Source organism: Nocardia wallacei (genome assembly GCF_014466955.1).
Lineage (GTDB): Bacteria > Actinomycetota > Actinomycetes > Mycobacteriales > Mycobacteriaceae > Nocardia > Nocardia wallacei.
Window position 1 is genome coordinate 5,303,187 of sequence record NZ_AP023396.1, and the last position, 16,481, is coordinate 5,319,667.

A 16,481-nucleotide genomic window follows, 5' to 3' on the forward strand; every position below is an offset into this window, starting at 1 on the left:
CTCCTGCGAACCCGGCGCGTCAGGCCGGAAGGACCTCAGCTTACGGCGGGCAGGGAAACCTCGGGCAACGCTTCGGCTTCGGCCCGGCGTCAACGCGCCGAACCGGAATCGGCGCCCTCGAACGGCTGCGCGGCCGGTGTTCCGTAGGGGCCGTAGCTGATCTGCGAGGCGTACGCGCGGGCCCCGTCGGGCTCGGCCGCGGTGACGGGCCCGGCGCCCAGGTCCTCGGAGGTGTTCAGCGCCGACAGCACGAGCACGACCAGCGCGGCCACCAGCGGCTGCACCACCAGCTGCGTCCATCCGGTGAACTCCGACGGTGAGATCAGCGGCGGCAGTTCGACGATCGCGCGCACCGGCGGATTCGGCACGTGCGGATACTTCCACTCGGCGACCCGCTCCCCCAGCCACGCCATCAGCCAGGCACCGGCCAGCGAACCGAACAACAGCCCACCCTGCAGCAGCGGGCCGCGGATCCGGCGCACCCGCCACGCCGCGGCGGCGGTGAGCAGTCCGGCGATCACAGCGACGCACACGAAGATCGCCACCGCGTCGAACCGGTGCGCGCTCTCGCCGGTGAGGGCCGCGCCCCGGCCCGGCTCCACCACGATCACCCGCTCCGCGGGCGCCAGCAGCGCCCAGACCACGCCACCGAGCGCGCTGACCGCCAGCACGGCGGCCACCACGCCCAGCACGGCACGCACCTCGCGGCGGCCCGCACCGGACGGCACGACGGCGCTCTGGTGGGCCATCAACGATGGTCCAGGCTCTTGGAATCGATCACCCCGTGGCGCGAGCACTTCGCCCACCAGCCGTCGGGGCTCACCTGAACGATCATGCGCCGCCCGCACTGCTCGCAGAACCGCGGCGGCTCCAGACCCAGCACGGCCGCCGCCGGGATCGGGTCGGCCAGGTTCGGTACCACCCGCTTACCCGTGAACGGGTTGTAGCGCTCTTCCATGATGTCCACGTCCACCTCGAAAAGTGCAGCTCCTGGGCTGCTGACAATACCCGACCGGGACCCGCCCGCCGGGTAGCGGTGCCGTCCCGGCGGGTGGACGGTTGCCGCTCAGAGAGTTTCGTTGAGGGCCTTGATCGGCATCTTCAATTCGCCCAGCAGATCCAGGTCCTGCTCGGCCGGACGGCCCAGCGTGGTCAGGTAGTTGCCGACGATGACGGCGTTGATGCCGCCGAGGATGCCCTGCTTGGCGCCGAGGTCACCGAGAGTGATCTCGCGGCCCCCGGCGAAGCGCAGCATGGTGCGCGGCAGCGCGAGCCGGAACGCGGCGACGGCCTTCAGCGCCTCGGCCGCGGGCAGTACCTCCAGATCGCCGAACGGGGTGCCCGGGCGCGGGTTGAGGAAGTTCAGCGGCACCTCGTCGGGCTCCAATTCGGCCAGCTGCGAAGCGAATTCGGCGCGCTGCTCGATGGTCTCGCCCATGCCGAGGATGCCGCCGCTGCACACCTCCATACCGGCCTCGCGGACCATGCGCAGGGTGTCCCAGCGCTCCTCCCAGCTGTGCGTGGTGACCACGTTCGGAAAGTGCGACCTGGCGGTCTCGAGGTTGTGGTTGTAGCGGTGCACGCCCATGGCGGCGAGCTGGTCGACCTGCTCCTGGGTGAGCATGCCCAGCGAGCACGCCACCTGGATGTCGACCTCGTTGCGAATCGCCTCCACACCGGCGGCGACCTGCGCCATCAGCCGCTCGTCCGGCCCGCGCACCGCCGCGACGATGCAGAATTCGGTGGCCCCGGTCTTGGCGGTCTGCTTGGCGGCCTCGACCAGCGAGGGGATGTCGAGCCAGGCCGCGCGCACCGGGGACTGGAACAGCCCGGACTGCGAACAGAAGTGGCAGTCCTCGGGGCAGCCGCCGGTCTTGAGCGAGATGATGCCCTCGACCTCCACCTCCGGGCCGCACCACTTCATGCGGACCTCGTGCGCGAGTTCCAGCAGCTCCTCGAGCCGGTCGTCGGCGAGGCGCAGCACCTCGGCGGTCTGCTGCTGGTCGAGGCCGACGCCGCGGTCGAGCACCTGCTCGCGGGCGATCGCCAGAATGTCGGTGTCGGTCCTGACGGGTGCCTGGGTCATGCGCACGAATCCCTTCGTCCGGCCGGGCTGCGGCCGTGCAACTTGAACGGTGTTCAGGCTAGGGTAGCGTGGGGGCCGAGTCAAAGCACGAAAGGGTTGTCGCCAAGTGCAACTGCACCGCACCGACGTCGTCGACGGCGCCATCGCCATCCTCGACCAATTCGGCCTGGCCGATCTCACGATGCGCCGGCTGGCGACCTCGCTGCACGTCCAGCCCGGCGCGCTGTACTGGCACTTCCCCAACAAACAAGCGCTGCTCGGCGCGGTCGCCGACCGGATCCTGGCACCGCTGGACGAGCCGGTCGCCGCCGGCGAGTGGTCCGCTCAGGTGGGCGAGCTGGCACACCGGATGCGCTCGTGCCTGCTCGCCTACCGCGACGGCGCGGAACTGGTATCGGCCACCTATGCCTCGCGCCTGACCACCAGCAAGGGCCGCGAGCGGGTGGCGGGCGCGCTGATTCGCGGCGGCATGGGCCGCGAGGAGGCCGACCTGGCCGCCTACACCCTGCTGTACTACGTGCTCGGCGAGACCGTCGACGAGCAGTCGCGGATGCAGATGGATTCGGCGGGCGCGCTGCCGGAGGAGTCGTCGCCGCTGTACGAGAACACCAGCGCCACCGAGCGTTTCGACTTCGGGTTGCAGCTGTTCGTGGGCGGGGTCCGGCATCTGCTGGGCGACCGGGTGCGCTGACCGGACAAACCGGACGGTAGAGTCCCCTTCGTCATTCCCGGCGGGTGCGGGAATCCGGTGGAATTCCGGAACGGTCGCGCCACTGTGACCGCGGGCGGGCTCGGGCTCACCGCGGAAGTCAGACCTCCCTCGCCGGGTACCGCTCTGAGGTCGCGAGGTGCCCATGGAGTATCGGCGATGATCCGCGCGCGGACATCGGTGGTCGTCCCCGTCGTCGTGCTGGCGCTCGGGTGCGCCATGGTGGCGGCGACCGGATGCGGGGCCGAAACCGTGCCGCCCGCAACCGTTTTCGAGGTACTGCGGGCGAGGGTGACCGGAGCCGCCGTCGCCGACCCCGGTCTCGACACCATCATCTGGCAGTTGCGGGTGCCGCGCACGCTGCTGGCGGCCGTGGTGGGTGCGGGCCTGGCGCTGGCCGGGGCGGCCATGCAGACGCTCGTGCGCAATCCGCTCGCCGATCCGTATCTGCTCGGCGTGTCGTCCGGGGCGGGCGTGGGGGCTGCGGCGGTGATCACCTCCGGGTTCTTCGCGGGGGCCGGAGTGTGGGCGCTGTCGGGGGGTGCGCTGCTCGGCGCGTTCGCCGCGGCGGCGATGGTCTTTCTGATCGCGGTCGCCCAAGGCGGGCTGACACCGCTGCGGCTGGTGCTGACCGGCACCGTGCTGGGGTCGGCTTTCGCGGCACTGAGCAGCTACCTGATCTTTCGCAGCGCCGATCCGGCGGCCGCCCAGGCGGTGCTGTTCTGGCTGCTGGGGAGTCTCGCGGGGGCGGACTGGACGCGGATCGCGTTGCCCGCCGGTGTCGTCGGGGCCGCGGCGCTGGCACTGGCGGCGGCCGCGGGCTGGCTCGACGCGCTGACCGTGGGCGCCGACACCGCGGCGTCCGTGGGAGTCCCGGTGCGCGCCTTGCGGATTGCGCTGTTCGCCGGGCTGGCCGTGCTGGTGGGCGTCCTGGTGGCGGTCTCCGGCGGGATCGGTTTCGTCGGTCTGGTGGTGCCGCACGCGGCCCGCCTGCTGGTCGGCTCCCCGCACCGCGCGCTGCTTCCGGTGAGCGCCCTGTGCGGCGCGCTGTTCCTCGTGGTGGCCGACGCCGCCGCCCGAATCCTCGTCCGCCCCACCGAAATCCCCGTCGGTGTCCTCACCGGCCTCATCGGCGCTCCCGTCTTCCTCCTCCTGATGGGCCGCCGCCGCTACCGATTCGGTGCGTCGTGAGGGTGTCGGAGGGTCAGGCGATGCCCGCGGCGGGCCGGGGTCCTGTGCTGGAGGTCCGGGAGCTGGCCTGCGGCCCGGGGCGGCGGACCGTGCTGGCGGAGGTGGGTTTCACGGTGGCGGCCGGTGAGCTCGTCGGGATCGTCGGCCCGAACGGGAGCGGGAAGACCACGCTGTTGCGCACGCTGGCCGGGCTGCTTCGGCCGCGGCGGGGACAGGTGCTGGTGAAAGGCATCGACCTGCGGGGCGTGTCGGCGCGGCGGCGGGCGCGGGCGATCGCGTCGGTCGCGCAGGACGAACAGCCGCCCGATGATCTGCGGGCGGGTGAGGTGGTGGCGTTGGGCCTCACTCCGTATCTGCCGCCCTGGGGGTCGGGCGGTCCGCGGGAGCGGGCGGCCGTCGAGAGCGCTCTGCGCGCAGTGGATCTCGAGGGGTTCGCCGATCGGCCCGTACATCGGATGTCCGGCGGGGAGCGGCAGCGGGTGCTGCTGGCTCGCGCGCTCGTGCAGGACACCCCCGTGCTGCTGCTCGACGAACCGACGAATCATCTCGATGTCACCCACCGCCTCGCGCTGCTGGCGCTGGCTCGCACGCTGGACCGGACGGTGGTGCTCACGCTGCACGATCTCGACCTGGCCGACCGCTTCTGCGACCGTGTCGTGGTGCTGCACGACGGCCGTGCGGGTGCGTTGGCACCGCCCGAGTCCGCGCTCACGCCGGAGGTGCTCGGCAGCGTGTTCGGCGTGCGAGCCGCGCGCGTCCGCCATCCGGACACCGGGGAAACCCACCTGCTGCTCGACACGATGGCCGACCGGTCGTGACCCGCACCACCCACAGAAGGACGACGATGAGATCCTGGGCTCCGATATTCGCCACTCTCGCAACGGTTCTCACGGTGACAGCGTGCGGCGCCGCACCGGCCGTGCACGGCAATCTCACGCTGCGCAACTGCGGACGGGAGGTGCGCTTCCCCGCACCGGCCCAGCGCATGTTCGTCAACGACAGCAACATGATCTCGATGGCGCTCGCCCTCGGCGCGCAGGACGCGGTGACCGCGGTGTCCAGCCTGCAGGCCGACGACGCCGCGACCCTGCGCCGCCACTACGGCGACGCGGTCGATCGCCTGCGCGTGGTGTCCCCCGAGTCTCCGTCCCGGGAGACGGTGATCGCGCAACGCCCCGACGTGATGGTCGCCGGATGGAACTACGGTTACACCGAGGCGAAGGATCTCACTCCGGAGTCGTTGCGCGCGAACGGCATTGCCGCCTACATCCTGACCGAGAGCTGCCGGCAGCGCAGCGGCGAGCAGGCGCGCGGCATCGTCGATCCGTGGACGGCCCTGCGCACCGATCTCGGCAACCTCGGCGCGATCACCGGCCGCACCGAGCAGGCCACCCGCCTGGTCGCCGACCTCGATGCCCGCCTCGACGCCCTGCACCGCGCACCGCAGGCCGATCGGCGGCCGCGGGTCTTCGTCTTCGACAGCGCGAGCGACACCGTGTTCTCCAGCGGCAGATTCGGTGGGCCGCAAGCGATCCTGGACGCCGCGGGCGCGCACAACGTCCTCGAGGACGTGGCCGACTCGTGGACCCGGGTGTCGTGGGAGCGACTGGCGGCATCGGATCCGGACGCTCTGGTGTTCGTCGACTATCCGCCGCAGACGTTCGCTCAGAAGGTGGAACTGCTACGCGCCAAGCCCGGCATCAACCGGCTCCGCGCGGTGACCGAGCAGCGGTTCTTCGACCTGCCCTACACCATGTGGACCAGCGGGCCGCTCAACATCGACGCCGCCGAGCAGGTCCGGGCACAACTGGAGACCTGGAAACTGTTGCCGCCGTCGGGAATTCGGCCGCGCAGCGACGACGCGGTGCGGTGAAACCGATCACCGCGCCATGACCAGTTCCTGATCGCGGACCTGCCGCACGAACGGCACCACCTGCTGCGCGATGACCTTGTTGTACTCCCCCGGCTGCTGCACGGGATTCGCGTGCCCCGTACCGTGCGCGAGCACCGTCAGCAGATTCCCGTCCACGCCGCCGACCTGCTGGATCAGTACCCGATGGGTGTACTCGACATCCACGATCGGATCCCGCTCCGGATTGTTCGGGCGCAGGAAGACCACCGCCGGACGCGACTTGCCGCTCACCGGTTTGACCAGAGCACGCAGATCATCGACCGCGCCGCCCGCCACGATCGCGCGGAACTGCGATTCGATCAGCCCGTTGCTGGCCGCGTCGCGATTGCCGATCTTCTGCCGCAACACCTCCCCCACCGTCGACCACAGCCGGTCACCGCGAATGCCGGGCGGGGTGGTGTCGCGGTCGAGGAAACGGTCACGCCGAGCGTAGGTTTCGGCGAACAGGCGCAGGCTGCGGCTCTCCCGGATGCCCGGCAGCCAGCCGGTCCAGCGCAACAGATCCTCGCCCTGGTCGCGGCTTTCCGGGCGTACGGCGTCGAGGTCGATCGGCGTGCAGTCCAGGACGACGGCGGCCAGGTTCTTGGTGGAGCCGGTGTGGATGTGCTTGCCGATCTCCAGGGCGATCACGCCGCCCATGCTGTGGCCGACCAGCACCACGTTGTCGATGCGCGCGGCCTCGGTGACCCTGATGATCAGGTCGCTGATCACCTTGGTGTCGATACCGGTGTTGTCGTAGCGCACCGCCCACACCGAACCCATCCGGGTCAGCGACGGCAAGGCGCGAGCGGTGGCGGTGGCGTCGAGCGAGCCGAGACCGACCAGGTCGAACACCGCGGTGTTGCGGGCCTCGGGGGCGGGCGCCGCGACCGGCAGCACGGCCGGTTCGGTGCGCGCCAGCCGCGCCCGTTCCGGCGCGATGTCGACGGCGAGGTACTGGGCGAAGACCATCAGCAGCAGTATCGGCACCAAGGCCAGGCGCAGCAGCACCCTTCGGGTTCGCCGCAACCGCACCCAGCCGTGCCCCCACCGGGTTTCGGCCAGCCGGGCCCTCCGCCGCGCATCGTCGTAGTCCGCGACGGTGGTCGGGTGCCGGTCCTCCAGAAGCATCTCCATCCACTGTAGGACGGTCCGGTCCGCATGATCATCGACAATGCCCGCCCGGTGGCCCGTTCCACATTCCGTGCCCGGCGGCTATCACGGCCCCCGCCCGGTATTCCGAACGTGCGCGGATCAGTGCAGGTAGCGTGCGCGCCACCCCGCCTGGAACCAGGTCGGGGCGGTGTCGGCGAAGCGCTCCGGTTGCCACCGGCCCGCGCCCTCGGGGACGGCGCCGACCAACTCCACTCCCGTCACCTCGGGGAGGTCGGTCCGATTGCAGTCGGCGGCGAGATCCGGCGTGGCGGGCCAGGATCCGATCACCAGGCCCGCGCAGGGGACGCCCGCCGCGGCGAGGGCGCGGGTGGTCAGTTCGCTGTGGTTGAGGGTCCCCAGCCCGGCCGCGGCGACCACCAGCACGGGTGCGGCGAGCTTCTGGGCGAGGTCGAGGAGAGTGAATTCGCCGAGCCGGACGAGCACGCCGCCCGCTCCCTCCACCAGCGTCAGGTCCGCGTCCGAGAGCGCGTCGATGGCGGCGACGGTGTCACCGAGCGTCAGCAGCGGCTGCCCCGCGCGCCGGGCGGCGGTGTCGGGGGCCAGCGGGTCGGGGTAGCGAGCCAGTTCCAGCGTCCGGGTGACCCCGGCCAGCCGCGCGATATCGGCCAGGTCGCCGGGCTCGCCCGGCCGCACGCCCGTCTGCGCCGGTTTGCACACCGCGACCGACCGTCCGGCGGCACGCGCGGCGGCGGCCAGTGCCGCGGTCACCACCGTCTTGCCGACCTCCGTCGAGGTCCCCGTCACGATCAACACGCTCACAGCCGTGCTACCTCCTCGTCCCGCTCATACCGGCACCGGTCCCCGCGCGTCGGCCAGCACGGCCGCGAGAGTCGTTGCGATGAAGTCCATTTCGGCGTCGGTCAGATCGGCGCGGGCGGTGAGCCGCAGCCGCGACGTGCCCTCCGGGACCGACGGTGGTCGGAAGCAACCCACGCTCAGGCCGCGCGCCCGGCACGCCTGCGCGGCGTCGTAGGCGACCTGTGCCTCGCCGAGCACCACCGACACCACCGCCGAATCCGGTTGCGGCGCGGCGGCGATGCGAGCGATGGCGGTGGCACGCTCCCGCACCCGTCCCGCCATCGCGGGATCGCGCCGCAGCAGGCGCAGCGCCGCCCGCGCCGCCCCGACCGCCGCGGGCGCGAGCCCGGTGTCGAAGATGAAGGTGCGGGCGGCGTCGACCAGGTGGGCGCGGACCCGCTCGGGAGCCAGCACCGCACCCCCTTGGGCGGCAAGGGCTTTCGACAAGGTGGCGGTGACGATCAGGTCCGGCTGCCCGGCCAGGCCGACCTCGTGCACCAGCCCGCGGCCGCCGTCGCCGCGCACCCCGATGCCGTGCGCTTCGTCGACGATCAGCACCGCACCGTTGGCCCGGACCACGCGGTGCAGCTCGCGCAGCGGCGCCAGATCCCCGTCGGCGCTGAACACCGAGTCGGTCAGCACCACCGCCCGCTCCTCGGTACGCGCGGACAGCAGCCTATCCACGGCGAGCACGTCGCGATGCGGCGCTATCGCCACCCGGGCCCGCGACAACCGGCAGGCGTCGACCAGCGAGGCATGACTGCCCGCGTCCGACACCACCAGCGACCCACGCCCGGCCAGCGCCGTCACCACACCGAGATTGGCGGCGTACCCGGAGGCGAACACCAGCCCCGCCTCGGCCCCGGTGAATTCGGCCAACTCGGCCTCGAGTTGCTCGTGCGCCACGGTCGTCCCCGTCACCAGCCGCGACCCGGTGGACCCGGTCCCCCACGTCCGCACCGCCTCGACCGCGCCCTCGACGACCTCGGGATGCCGCGACAAGCCGAGGTAGTCGTTCGACGCCAGATCGATCGGACCGGCCTGCGGCCCCCGGGCGCGCAGCTCGCGCCGCAACCCGGCCCGCACCCGCTCCCCGGCCCGCACATCAATCCAGCCCAACGGATCCACACTCACAGCACAGCAGCATACTTGAACGCCGTTCAGGAGCAAGGGGCGACGTCTGCTACTCCGGAGGTTGCCAGTTCAGGACCGGGGCGAGGGCGCGCAGGGCGACGCCGGGCGGGGTGAGCCGGGCGGCGGTGTCGCGGAGCAGGGCCGCCGGGGGCCAGGACCACTGGGCGATGGCGCCGAGTCGACGGGAACGGCGGGCGAGGGATCGGGTACGCGGGCGGCGGGAGCGGTCGTAGGCGGACAGGGCGGTGGCGAGGGGGTGGCGGTCGAGGAGGGCGGCGAGAGTGACGGCGTCCTCGAGGGCCTGGTTCGCACCCTGGCCGAGGTTCGGGGTCATGGCGTGCGCGGCGTCGCCGACGAGCGCGACACGGTGGTGCACAAAGGTCTTCAGCGACGGGAGGTCGTAGATGTCGTGGCGCAGTACGGCCTCGGGGTCGACCGCGTCGAGCAGGGCCGGGATCGGCTGCGGCCATGCGCCGAACCGCCTGCGCACCTCGGCGAATTCGCCGTCCGGTGCGCGTTCGCCCGCCCGCGCGTTGGCGACCCCGAACAGATAGGCCCGGCCGTCGGGCAGCGGGGCGACGCCGAAACGCTCGCCGCGGCCCAGGGTTTCGCCCCCGCTGCGCAGGTCGGGCACGGGGCGGCTGATCATGCGCCAAGCGGTGTAGCCGGCACAGCGCGGCCGGAAAACGTTCGGCCACAGCGCTTCCCGCACGCTGCTCCGGATGCCGTCCGCGCCTATCACGAGGTCCGCTTCCGAGACCCCCGCGCTGTGCGCCACCGTCACCTCGTCACCGTGGTACTCGAGTCCGGTCACCGTGACGCCGAGGCGCAGCGACCCTTCCGGCACGGCCGAGCGGAGGATGCCGAACAGGTCGGCGCGGTGCATGGCCACCATCGCCCCGTAACGCCGGGCCAGTTCCTCGGTATCGGTCCTGGACAGCCAGCGACCCGAGCGATCCCGGATCCCGCCCTCGGTGTCGACCATAGCGCGCGCCCGCACCCGCTCCCCGAGCCCCAGCACGTCGAGAGCCCGTAACCCGTTGGGCCACAGGCTCAACCCCGATCCCCCTTCCCCGGTCACCGCCCGCTCCAGCACCTCCACCTGCCAGCCGCGCCGCGCGAGCGCGACAGCCGTCGCCGACCCGCCGATGCCGCCGCCCACCACAACCGCCCGCCCGGCACGCTCCATGACATCCTCCACTACAGCTGTGGTCCGACCCGCACGGCCGTCATGCGGCGGCCGCGGCCACCACTCCGGCCGCGATCCGCGCCACGTCGTCGGGCGTGCTGATGTACGGCGGCATGGTGTACACGAGATTGCGGAACGGGCGGAGCCAGACACCGGATTCGACGGCGGCGTGGGTGGCCTTGCGCATATCGACCGGGTGGTCGAGTTCCACGACGCCGATCGCGCCCAGTACGCGCGTCTCGACGACACCCGGAACTTCCCGTGCCGCGGCCAATCCCGCTTCCAGGCCCGCTTCGATACCGGCCACCTCGCCCCGCCAGTCGCGAGACAGCAGCAGCTCGATCGAGGCGACGGCGACAGCGCAGGCCAGCGGATTGGCCATGAAGGTCGGACCGTGCATCAGCCCGCCGTGCCCGGCGCTGATGGTCTCCGCGATCTCGGCGGTGCACAGCGCGGCGGCCAGTGTGAGGTAGCCGCCGGTGATGGCCTTGCCGACGCACAGCACATCGGGCCGCACCCCCACCCGGTCGGCGGCGAAAAGCGTTCCGGTGCGGCCGAATCCGGTGGCGATCTCGTCGAAGACGAGCAGCACGCCGTACTCGTCGCACAGCCGCCGCAGCTCGTTCAGATATCCCGGATGGTGAAACCGCATGCCGCCCGCGCCCTGCACGATCGGCTCCACGATCACCGCGGCCGTCTCGTCCGCGTGCGCCGCGAACAGCCGCTCCAGCTCCCGGACATATTCGGGCACATAGTCTTCGGGTGGCACCGGCGCGAAGATCTGCTCGGCGAGCACGTCGGTCCACAGCGAGTGCATGCCACCGTCGGGGTCGCACACGCTCATCGGCGTGAACGTGTCGCCGTGGTAGCCGCCGCGCCAGGTGAACAGCCGCCGTTTGCCCGGCCTGCCGAGCGCGCGCCAGTGCTGCAGGCACATCTTGACGGCCACCTCGACCGACACCGAACCGGAATCGCAGAGGAACACCTTGTCCAGACCCGCGGGCGTGATCTCGACCAGCAACTGCGCCAGCCGCACCGCCGGCTCGTGGGTGAGGCCGCCGAACATGACGTGACTCATCCGCTGCGCCTGCGCGGTCAGCGCCGCGTCCAGCACCGGGTGCCGGTAGCCGTGCACCGCCGCCCACCACGAACTCATCCCGTCGATCAGCTCGCGACCGTCGGCCAGCCGCAGGCGCGTACCGGCGGCGGACGCGACGACCAGCGGTTCCGTGCTCGCCGGAAAGCCGCCGTACGGATGCCAGACGTGCGCGGCGTCGAGTGCGGTGATCTGGTCGGGTGTCAGGGCCACGGGATTCCTTCGCGCCGGAAGCTTGAACGCCGTTCAAGTTACCACGACGGGCACATCGTCCCGCGAAATCGGCCCACGAGGCGTGGCCGCCGGTTAATCTTTGACTTTGTCAAAGATCTGTGGCGGGTGGCCACAGGGAGTCGCCGGGAGGCACGGGTACATGAGCACCGCCACCGCGTCCGTGGCCGCCGAGCACATCGCCGCGGTCCGCGAATTCAATCGCCGCTACACGCGCCTGATCGGGGTGCTGCACGAGCACCTCGTCGATACGGACTTCTCGCTCACCGAGGCGCGAATCCTGTTCGAGCTGGCCCGTTTCGGGCCGGTCGAGGTGGTCGCGTTGCGCCGGGAGCTCGGGCTGGATCCCGGTTATCTCAGCCGCATCCTGTCCCGGTTCGAGAACGCCGGGCTGGTGCTGCGGCAACGCTGCGAGACCGACGCGCGCCGCCGACTGGTCCGGCTGACCGAGCACGGCGAGACCGCCTTCGCCGACCTCGACGAGCGCTCCAGCCGCGATGTCGCCGCGCTGCTCGGCAGCCGGGCATCCCACGACCGCGACCGCCTGGTCGATGCCATGCGCACCATCGAACGCGTCCTTGGCGACCAGCCGGGCGCGCCGTTTCTGCTCCGCGATCCGCGGCCCGGTGATTACGGCTGGGTGATTCAGCGCAATGCCGCCCTGTACGCCGCCGAGTACGGCTGGAACGCCGACTACGAGACGCTGGTCGCGCGGATCGTCGCCGACTATCTGGAGACCCGCGAACCGCAGGCGGAGCGGGCCTGGATCGCCGACCGGGACGGCGAGCCGATCGGCTGTGTGTTCTGCGTCCGCGAGGACGACACCACCGCACGACTGCGACTGCTGCTCGTCGAACCGTCCGCACGCGGCCTCGGAGTCGGCTCCGCCCTCGTGGACGAGTGCCTGCGCTTCGCCACCGCGGCGGGCTACCGCAGCATGGTGCTGTGGACCAACGACGTCCTGACCTCCGCCCGCCGCGTCTACGAACGGGCGGGCTTCGACCTCGTCGAGACCGAACCGCACCACAGCTTCGGCAAGGACCTCACCGGCCAGACCTGGCGGCGCACCCTGCGCTGAGCCCGCGGTCGACGCTAGCGGCGCACCTTGAATCTCAGGTGCAGCACCCGGTCGCCTCGGACGACGACGTGCGGGTCCGCCAGGCGATACCGGTCCCCGACACTGCCGAAATATCGCCGCCCCGAACCGAATACGACCGGAGCCACGTCCATCGCCACCTCGTCCACCAATCCGGCCGCGAGTATCTGGCCGCCTACCTCGCCCGCGTTCACACTGACGGTTCGCTCCCCGGCGAGCTTGTTCGCCGTGTCGATCGCCGCGGTCACGTCGTCGACGAAGTGATAGGACGCCTCGGGATGCCAGCCCGCCGGCTTGGGCCGGTGCGACACCACGACCACGTGCTCCCCGGCGGGCGGATCGCCTTCCCACCCGTTCACCAGGTCGAACAGCCGACGGCCCATCACTATGACGCCGATCGACTCCCACATCGGCCGTACGTATTCCGCCGACGCCCGCGAGACGCGGAAACCGCTCCCGGTCCCGGAATGATCGAACTGCCGCTCATCGCGCTCGACGATCGGGGTGTCCCCGCTGAAATACCAGTCGTGCAGCGGACCGACGTCGTCGTTCTCGTCGGCGATGAAGCCGTCGAGTGACACCACGCTGTGCATGATCACCGTGCCCACAGGCCCTCCTCAAGTCTGCTTGCTCTCGATCACGATCGATCGAAGCGCACCGGGTGGCGGCCGGGCTTGTAAAAAATCACGCGACGGGCATCGGGCCCCCGTCCGGCGGGAAGCCGGGAGCGGCGGGGAATCGGCGGCGCAGCGCCAGGTACTCCGTCGGCGTGTGCCCGGTGAAGTCCTTGAACTCCTTGCCCAGATGGGCTTGGTCGAAATACCCCACCGTCGCGGCGAGTTCCGACCAGCCGACCGGCTCCCGAGCGTCCACGGACAGGATCAGTCGCGCGAAACGATAGATCCGCGCGATCTGCTTCGGCGTCACCCCGACATGGGATTTGAACTGCCCGGCCAGGTGCGTCGCACTCACACCCGCGGCCTCGGTCAGCGCACCGACCGGGACCACACCGTGGGAGGTCGCGAGCCACTGCGCCGTGTTCCGTACCAGGTCGAGGCCGTGCGGCGGCGTGTCCGCCAGTCGCGAGCGCAACTCGGTCTCCACCGCCTCCAGCATGTCGCCGGGGGTGGCGATCTCGCCCAGCCGGTTGCGGATCCGGTCCAGCGACCGCTGCCAGACCGCGTCGACCGGCACCCATCGATCCCGCAGTTCGCTCGCCGGCACGTCGATGAACGGCGACATCCCCCAGGGCTTGAAATGCACCCCGACCAGCCGGACCTCGCTGCCGTAGTCGAAGCAGAAGCGCCGGGTCCACACGCCCATGAACCATCCGTCGGCGAAGACCGCGGGCGGCACCGACGGATCGGAGTCCCACAGCCGCGCGGGCTCGCCCAGATTCACGAACAGATGCGCCGACGGCATCGGGGGCACGCTCATCCGGCGATGGCGCGGCACCCCGGTCAGGCAGTAGATGTCGTCGATGTACCGATCGAGCGGCGGCGCCGGCACCCGGGCCAGGTAGTCCATGCACCCACTGTGCCGGAAATCCGGCACGCCCACTCGGCTTCGGCCATCCGGCAGCGCACTCGTGTGCGCGCCGTGCCGACACCTTCCGCGCCGGCCGCGCCCGCCGGACTCCAGCGCCTCGTCCTCGGCGGCCTGGCCCGGCTGGCCCGCCGTACCGGCTACGAACGACGCTGGCTGGCGGACTGAGCCCGCAACCGGCACTCGGACACCGCCTCCGGCCGCGCTGCGATTAGGGTCGGGGGCATGGTTCAGCCCCACCCGGTCGCAGACGCGGCACCGCTGGGCGTGTGGCCCGGCACCGCGTACCCGCTGGGCGCGACATACGACGGGGCCGGCACCAACTTCTCGGTGTTCTCCGAGGTGGCCGAGCGGGTGGAGCTGTGCCTGATCGACCGCGCGGGCGCCGAGACCCGCATCCCCCTGGAAGAGGTCGACGGCTACGTCTGGCACGCCTACGTGCCGACCGTAGCGCCCGGCCGGCGGTACGGATTCCGGGTGCACGGCCCCTACGATCCCGCGCGCGGGCTGCGCTGCGACGCGAGCAAGCTGCTGCTCGATCCCTACGGCAAGGCGTTCGCCGGGGAGTTCGGCAACGACCCCGCCCTGTACGCCTACGGCCGGGATTCCCTGGGGCACACCATGACCGGCGTGGTCGTCAACCCGTTCTTCGACTGGGCGGACGACCGCGCTCCCCGCCGCCCGTATCACGAGACGGTGATCTACGAGGCCCACGTCAAGGGCATGACCTACACCCACCCGCAGGTACCGCCGGAAATACGCGGCACCTACGCCGGTCTCGCCCACCCGGCGATCATCGAGCACCTGAAGTCCCTGGGCGTCACCGCGCTCGAGCTGATGCCGGTGCACCAGTTCCTGCACGACCGGCTGCTGCTCGATCGCGGACTGCGAAACTACTGGGGTTACAACAGCTTCGGCTACCTCGCCCCGCACAGCGAATACGCCGCCGACGCCCGGGCGGGTGCGGCGGTCACCGAGTTCAAGGCCATGGTGCGGGCACTGCACGCCGCCGACATCGAGGTCATCCTGGACGTGGTCTACAACCACACCGGCGAGGGCAATCATCTCGGCCCCACCATCTCGCTGCGCGGCATCGACAACGCGGCGTACTACCGCCTGCGCGAGGACGATCCCGAGCATTACACGGACTACACCGGCACCGGCAACAGCCTCAACGTCCGCCACCCCCACACGCTGCAACTGATCATGGACTCCCTGCGCTACTGGGTGCTGGAGATGCACGTCGACGGCTTCCGATTCGACCTGGCGGCCACGCTGGCGCGCGAATTGCACGACGTCGACCGGCTGTCCACCTTCTTCGACCTGGTGCAGCAGGATCCGGTGGTGAGCCAGGTGAAGCTGATCGCCGAACCCTGGGACGTCGGCGAGGGCGGCTACCAGGTGGGCAACTTCCCGGGCCTGTGGACGGAATGGAACGGCAAGTACCGCGACACGGTGCGCGATTATTGGCGCGGCCGCCCGGCCACCCTGGGCGAATTCGCCTCCCGCCTCACCGGCTCGTCGGATCTGTACGAGGCCACCGGCCGCCGCCCGGGCGCCAGCATCAATTTCGTGACCGCGCACGACGGATTCACGCTGCGAGACCTGGTGTCCTACAACGACAAACACAACGAGGCCAACGGCGAGGACAACCGCGACGGCGAGAACCACAACCGGTCCTGGAACTGCGGCGTGGAGGGCCCGACCGACGACCCGGAGGTCAACGCGCTGCGAGAACGCCAGAGCCGCAACATGATCGCCACCCTGGCGCTGTCGCAGGGCACGCCCATGCTGTCGCACGGTGACGAACTGGGCCGCACCCAGCAGGGCAACAACAACGCCTACTGCCAGGACTCGCCGGTGTCGTGGATGGATTGGTCACTGGCGCACAAGAATTCGGAACTGGTCGAGTTCACCGCCCACGCGTTCGGGCTGCGTGCCGCGCACCCCGTATTCCGGCGGCGCCGCTTCTTCGACGGCCGCCCCGCTCCGGGCGCCGACGCCGACATCGCCTGGTTCACCCCGTCCGGCGAGGAGATGACCGCCGCCGACTGGGAGTCCGGTTTCGCCCGCTCCCTGGCGGTGTTCCTGAACGGTGACGCCATCGCCGAGCCGGGTCCGCGCGGCGAGCGCGTCCGCGACGACTCGTTCCTGCTGTGTTTCAATGCCCACGACGCCCCCATCCACTTCACCGTTCCGGGCCCGGACTACGGCGCCGAATGGTCGACCGCGCTCGACTGCTCGATGCCCACCGGACTCACCAGCGCCACCCACACCGCGGCGAGCACGGTCGAGGTGCCCGCTCGCTGCCTGCTCGTGCTCCGCCGTACCGCATGATC

The 16,481-nt window shown here is 71.1% G+C and carries 16 protein-coding genes and 1 riboswitch; of the genes, 6 read left to right on the plus strand and 10 right to left on the minus strand.

Going from position 1 to position 16,481, the window contains the following annotated elements; translation table 11 throughout:
* Positions 1-89: 89 nt before the first annotated feature.
* From NWFMUON74_RS23320 to bioB, 3 genes are all read right to left on the minus strand, one after another.
* Positions 90-749 carry a DUF2567 domain-containing protein gene (locus NWFMUON74_RS23320; protein WP_187683936.1) on the minus strand — a complete coding sequence of 220 codons (660 nt, stop codon included), beginning with the start codon at positions 747-749 and terminating at the stop codon, positions 90-92.
* Positions 749-958, minus strand: coding sequence for a biotin synthase auxiliary protein BsaP (gene bsaP / locus NWFMUON74_RS23325; protein WP_187689371.1), 210 nt, complete (start codon positions 956-958; stop codon positions 749-751). Before bsaP ends, NWFMUON74_RS23320 begins: the two co-directional genes overlap by 1 nt.
* 108 nt (positions 959-1,066) lie before the next feature.
* Positions 1,067-2,086, minus strand: a complete 1,020-nt coding sequence (gene bioB / locus NWFMUON74_RS23330) for a biotin synthase BioB (protein WP_187683937.1) — start codon at positions 2,084-2,086, stop codon at positions 1,067-1,069.
* A gap of 106 nt (positions 2,087-2,192) precedes the next feature.
* Here bioB and NWFMUON74_RS23335 point away from each other — a divergent pair, with 106 nt between their 5' ends.
* The 4 genes from NWFMUON74_RS23335 to NWFMUON74_RS23350 all read left to right on the plus strand — a co-directional run bounded on the left by NWFMUON74_RS23335 (position 2,193) and on the right by NWFMUON74_RS23350 (position 5,859).
* Complete coding sequence (locus tag NWFMUON74_RS23335; RefSeq protein ID WP_187683938.1) at positions 2,193-2,777, plus strand: TetR/AcrR family transcriptional regulator C-terminal domain-containing protein; 585 nt, start codon at positions 2,193-2,195, stop codon at positions 2,775-2,777.
* 4 nt (positions 2,778-2,781) lie between these two features.
* Positions 2,782-2,936: riboswitch (cobalamin riboswitch) on the plus strand.
* A gap of 18 nt (positions 2,937-2,954) precedes the next feature.
* Positions 2,955-3,986: a FecCD family ABC transporter permease gene (locus NWFMUON74_RS23340; protein ID WP_187683939.1), complete on the plus strand. Its 1,032-nt coding sequence runs from the start codon at positions 2,955-2,957 to the stop codon at positions 3,984-3,986.
* Entirely contained in the window at positions 3,983-4,804 is an 822-nt protein-coding gene (locus NWFMUON74_RS23345) for an ABC transporter ATP-binding protein (protein ID WP_232110544.1), read from the plus strand. The genes NWFMUON74_RS23340 and NWFMUON74_RS23345 overlap by 4 nt, the downstream gene beginning before the upstream one ends.
* Before the next feature lie 26 nt (positions 4,805-4,830).
* Positions 4,831-5,859, plus strand: coding sequence for an ABC transporter substrate-binding protein (locus tag NWFMUON74_RS23350; protein ID WP_187683940.1), 1,029 nt, complete (start codon positions 4,831-4,833; stop codon positions 5,857-5,859).
* A gap of 6 nt (positions 5,860-5,865) precedes the next feature.
* Here NWFMUON74_RS23350 and NWFMUON74_RS23355 read toward each other — a convergent pair whose 3' ends face one another.
* The 5 genes from NWFMUON74_RS23355 to NWFMUON74_RS23375 all read right to left on the minus strand — a co-directional run bounded on the left by NWFMUON74_RS23355 (position 5,866) and on the right by NWFMUON74_RS23375 (position 11,483).
* Complete coding sequence (locus tag NWFMUON74_RS23355) at positions 5,866-7,008, minus strand: alpha/beta fold hydrolase (RefSeq protein WP_187683941.1); 1,143 nt, start codon at positions 7,006-7,008, stop codon at positions 5,866-5,868.
* A 123-nt stretch (positions 7,009-7,131) separates the two neighbouring features.
* A complete protein-coding gene (gene bioD, locus NWFMUON74_RS23360; RefSeq protein ID WP_187683942.1) occupies positions 7,132-7,812 on the minus strand; it encodes a dethiobiotin synthase in 681 nt (226 codons plus the stop codon).
* Positions 7,813-7,836: 24 nt separating this feature from the next.
* A complete protein-coding gene (locus NWFMUON74_RS23365; protein WP_187683943.1) occupies positions 7,837-8,985 on the minus strand; it encodes an 8-amino-7-oxononanoate synthase in 1,149 nt (382 codons plus the stop codon).
* A gap of 49 nt (positions 8,986-9,034) precedes the next feature.
* On the minus strand, positions 9,035-10,174 hold the full coding sequence (locus tag NWFMUON74_RS23370) for an FAD-dependent monooxygenase (protein ID WP_187683944.1): 1,140 nt from the start codon (positions 10,172-10,174) through the stop codon (positions 9,035-9,037).
* A gap of 40 nt (positions 10,175-10,214) precedes the next feature.
* Entirely contained in the window at positions 10,215-11,483 is a 1,269-nt protein-coding gene (locus tag NWFMUON74_RS23375; protein ID WP_187683945.1) for an adenosylmethionine--8-amino-7-oxononanoate transaminase, read from the minus strand.
* A gap of 160 nt (positions 11,484-11,643) precedes the next feature.
* On the opposite strand from NWFMUON74_RS23375, the gene NWFMUON74_RS23380 reads away from it, so the two are divergent.
* Positions 11,644-12,579 (plus strand): bifunctional helix-turn-helix transcriptional regulator/GNAT family N-acetyltransferase, encoded by a 936-nt coding sequence (locus NWFMUON74_RS23380; protein ID WP_187683946.1) that lies wholly within the window; start codon positions 11,644-11,646, stop codon positions 12,577-12,579.
* A 14-nt stretch (positions 12,580-12,593) separates the two neighbouring features.
* On the opposite strand, the gene NWFMUON74_RS23385 is transcribed toward NWFMUON74_RS23380, so the two are convergent.
* Positions 12,594-13,205: a dihydrofolate reductase family protein gene (locus NWFMUON74_RS23385; protein WP_187683947.1), complete on the minus strand. Its 612-nt coding sequence runs from the start codon at positions 13,203-13,205 to the stop codon at positions 12,594-12,596.
* A gap of 76 nt (positions 13,206-13,281) precedes the next feature.
* A complete protein-coding gene (locus tag NWFMUON74_RS23390; RefSeq protein ID WP_187683948.1) occupies positions 13,282-14,124 on the minus strand; it encodes a helix-turn-helix domain-containing protein in 843 nt (280 codons plus the stop codon).
* A 243-nt stretch (positions 14,125-14,367) separates the two neighbouring features.
* On the opposite strand from NWFMUON74_RS23390, the gene glgX reads away from it, so the two are divergent.
* Positions 14,368-16,479 carry a glycogen debranching protein GlgX gene (gene glgX / locus NWFMUON74_RS23395; protein ID WP_187683949.1) on the plus strand — a complete coding sequence of 704 codons (2,112 nt, stop codon included), beginning with the start codon at positions 14,368-14,370 and terminating at the stop codon, positions 16,477-16,479.
* The last annotated feature ends 2 nt before the right edge of the window (positions 16,480-16,481 follow it).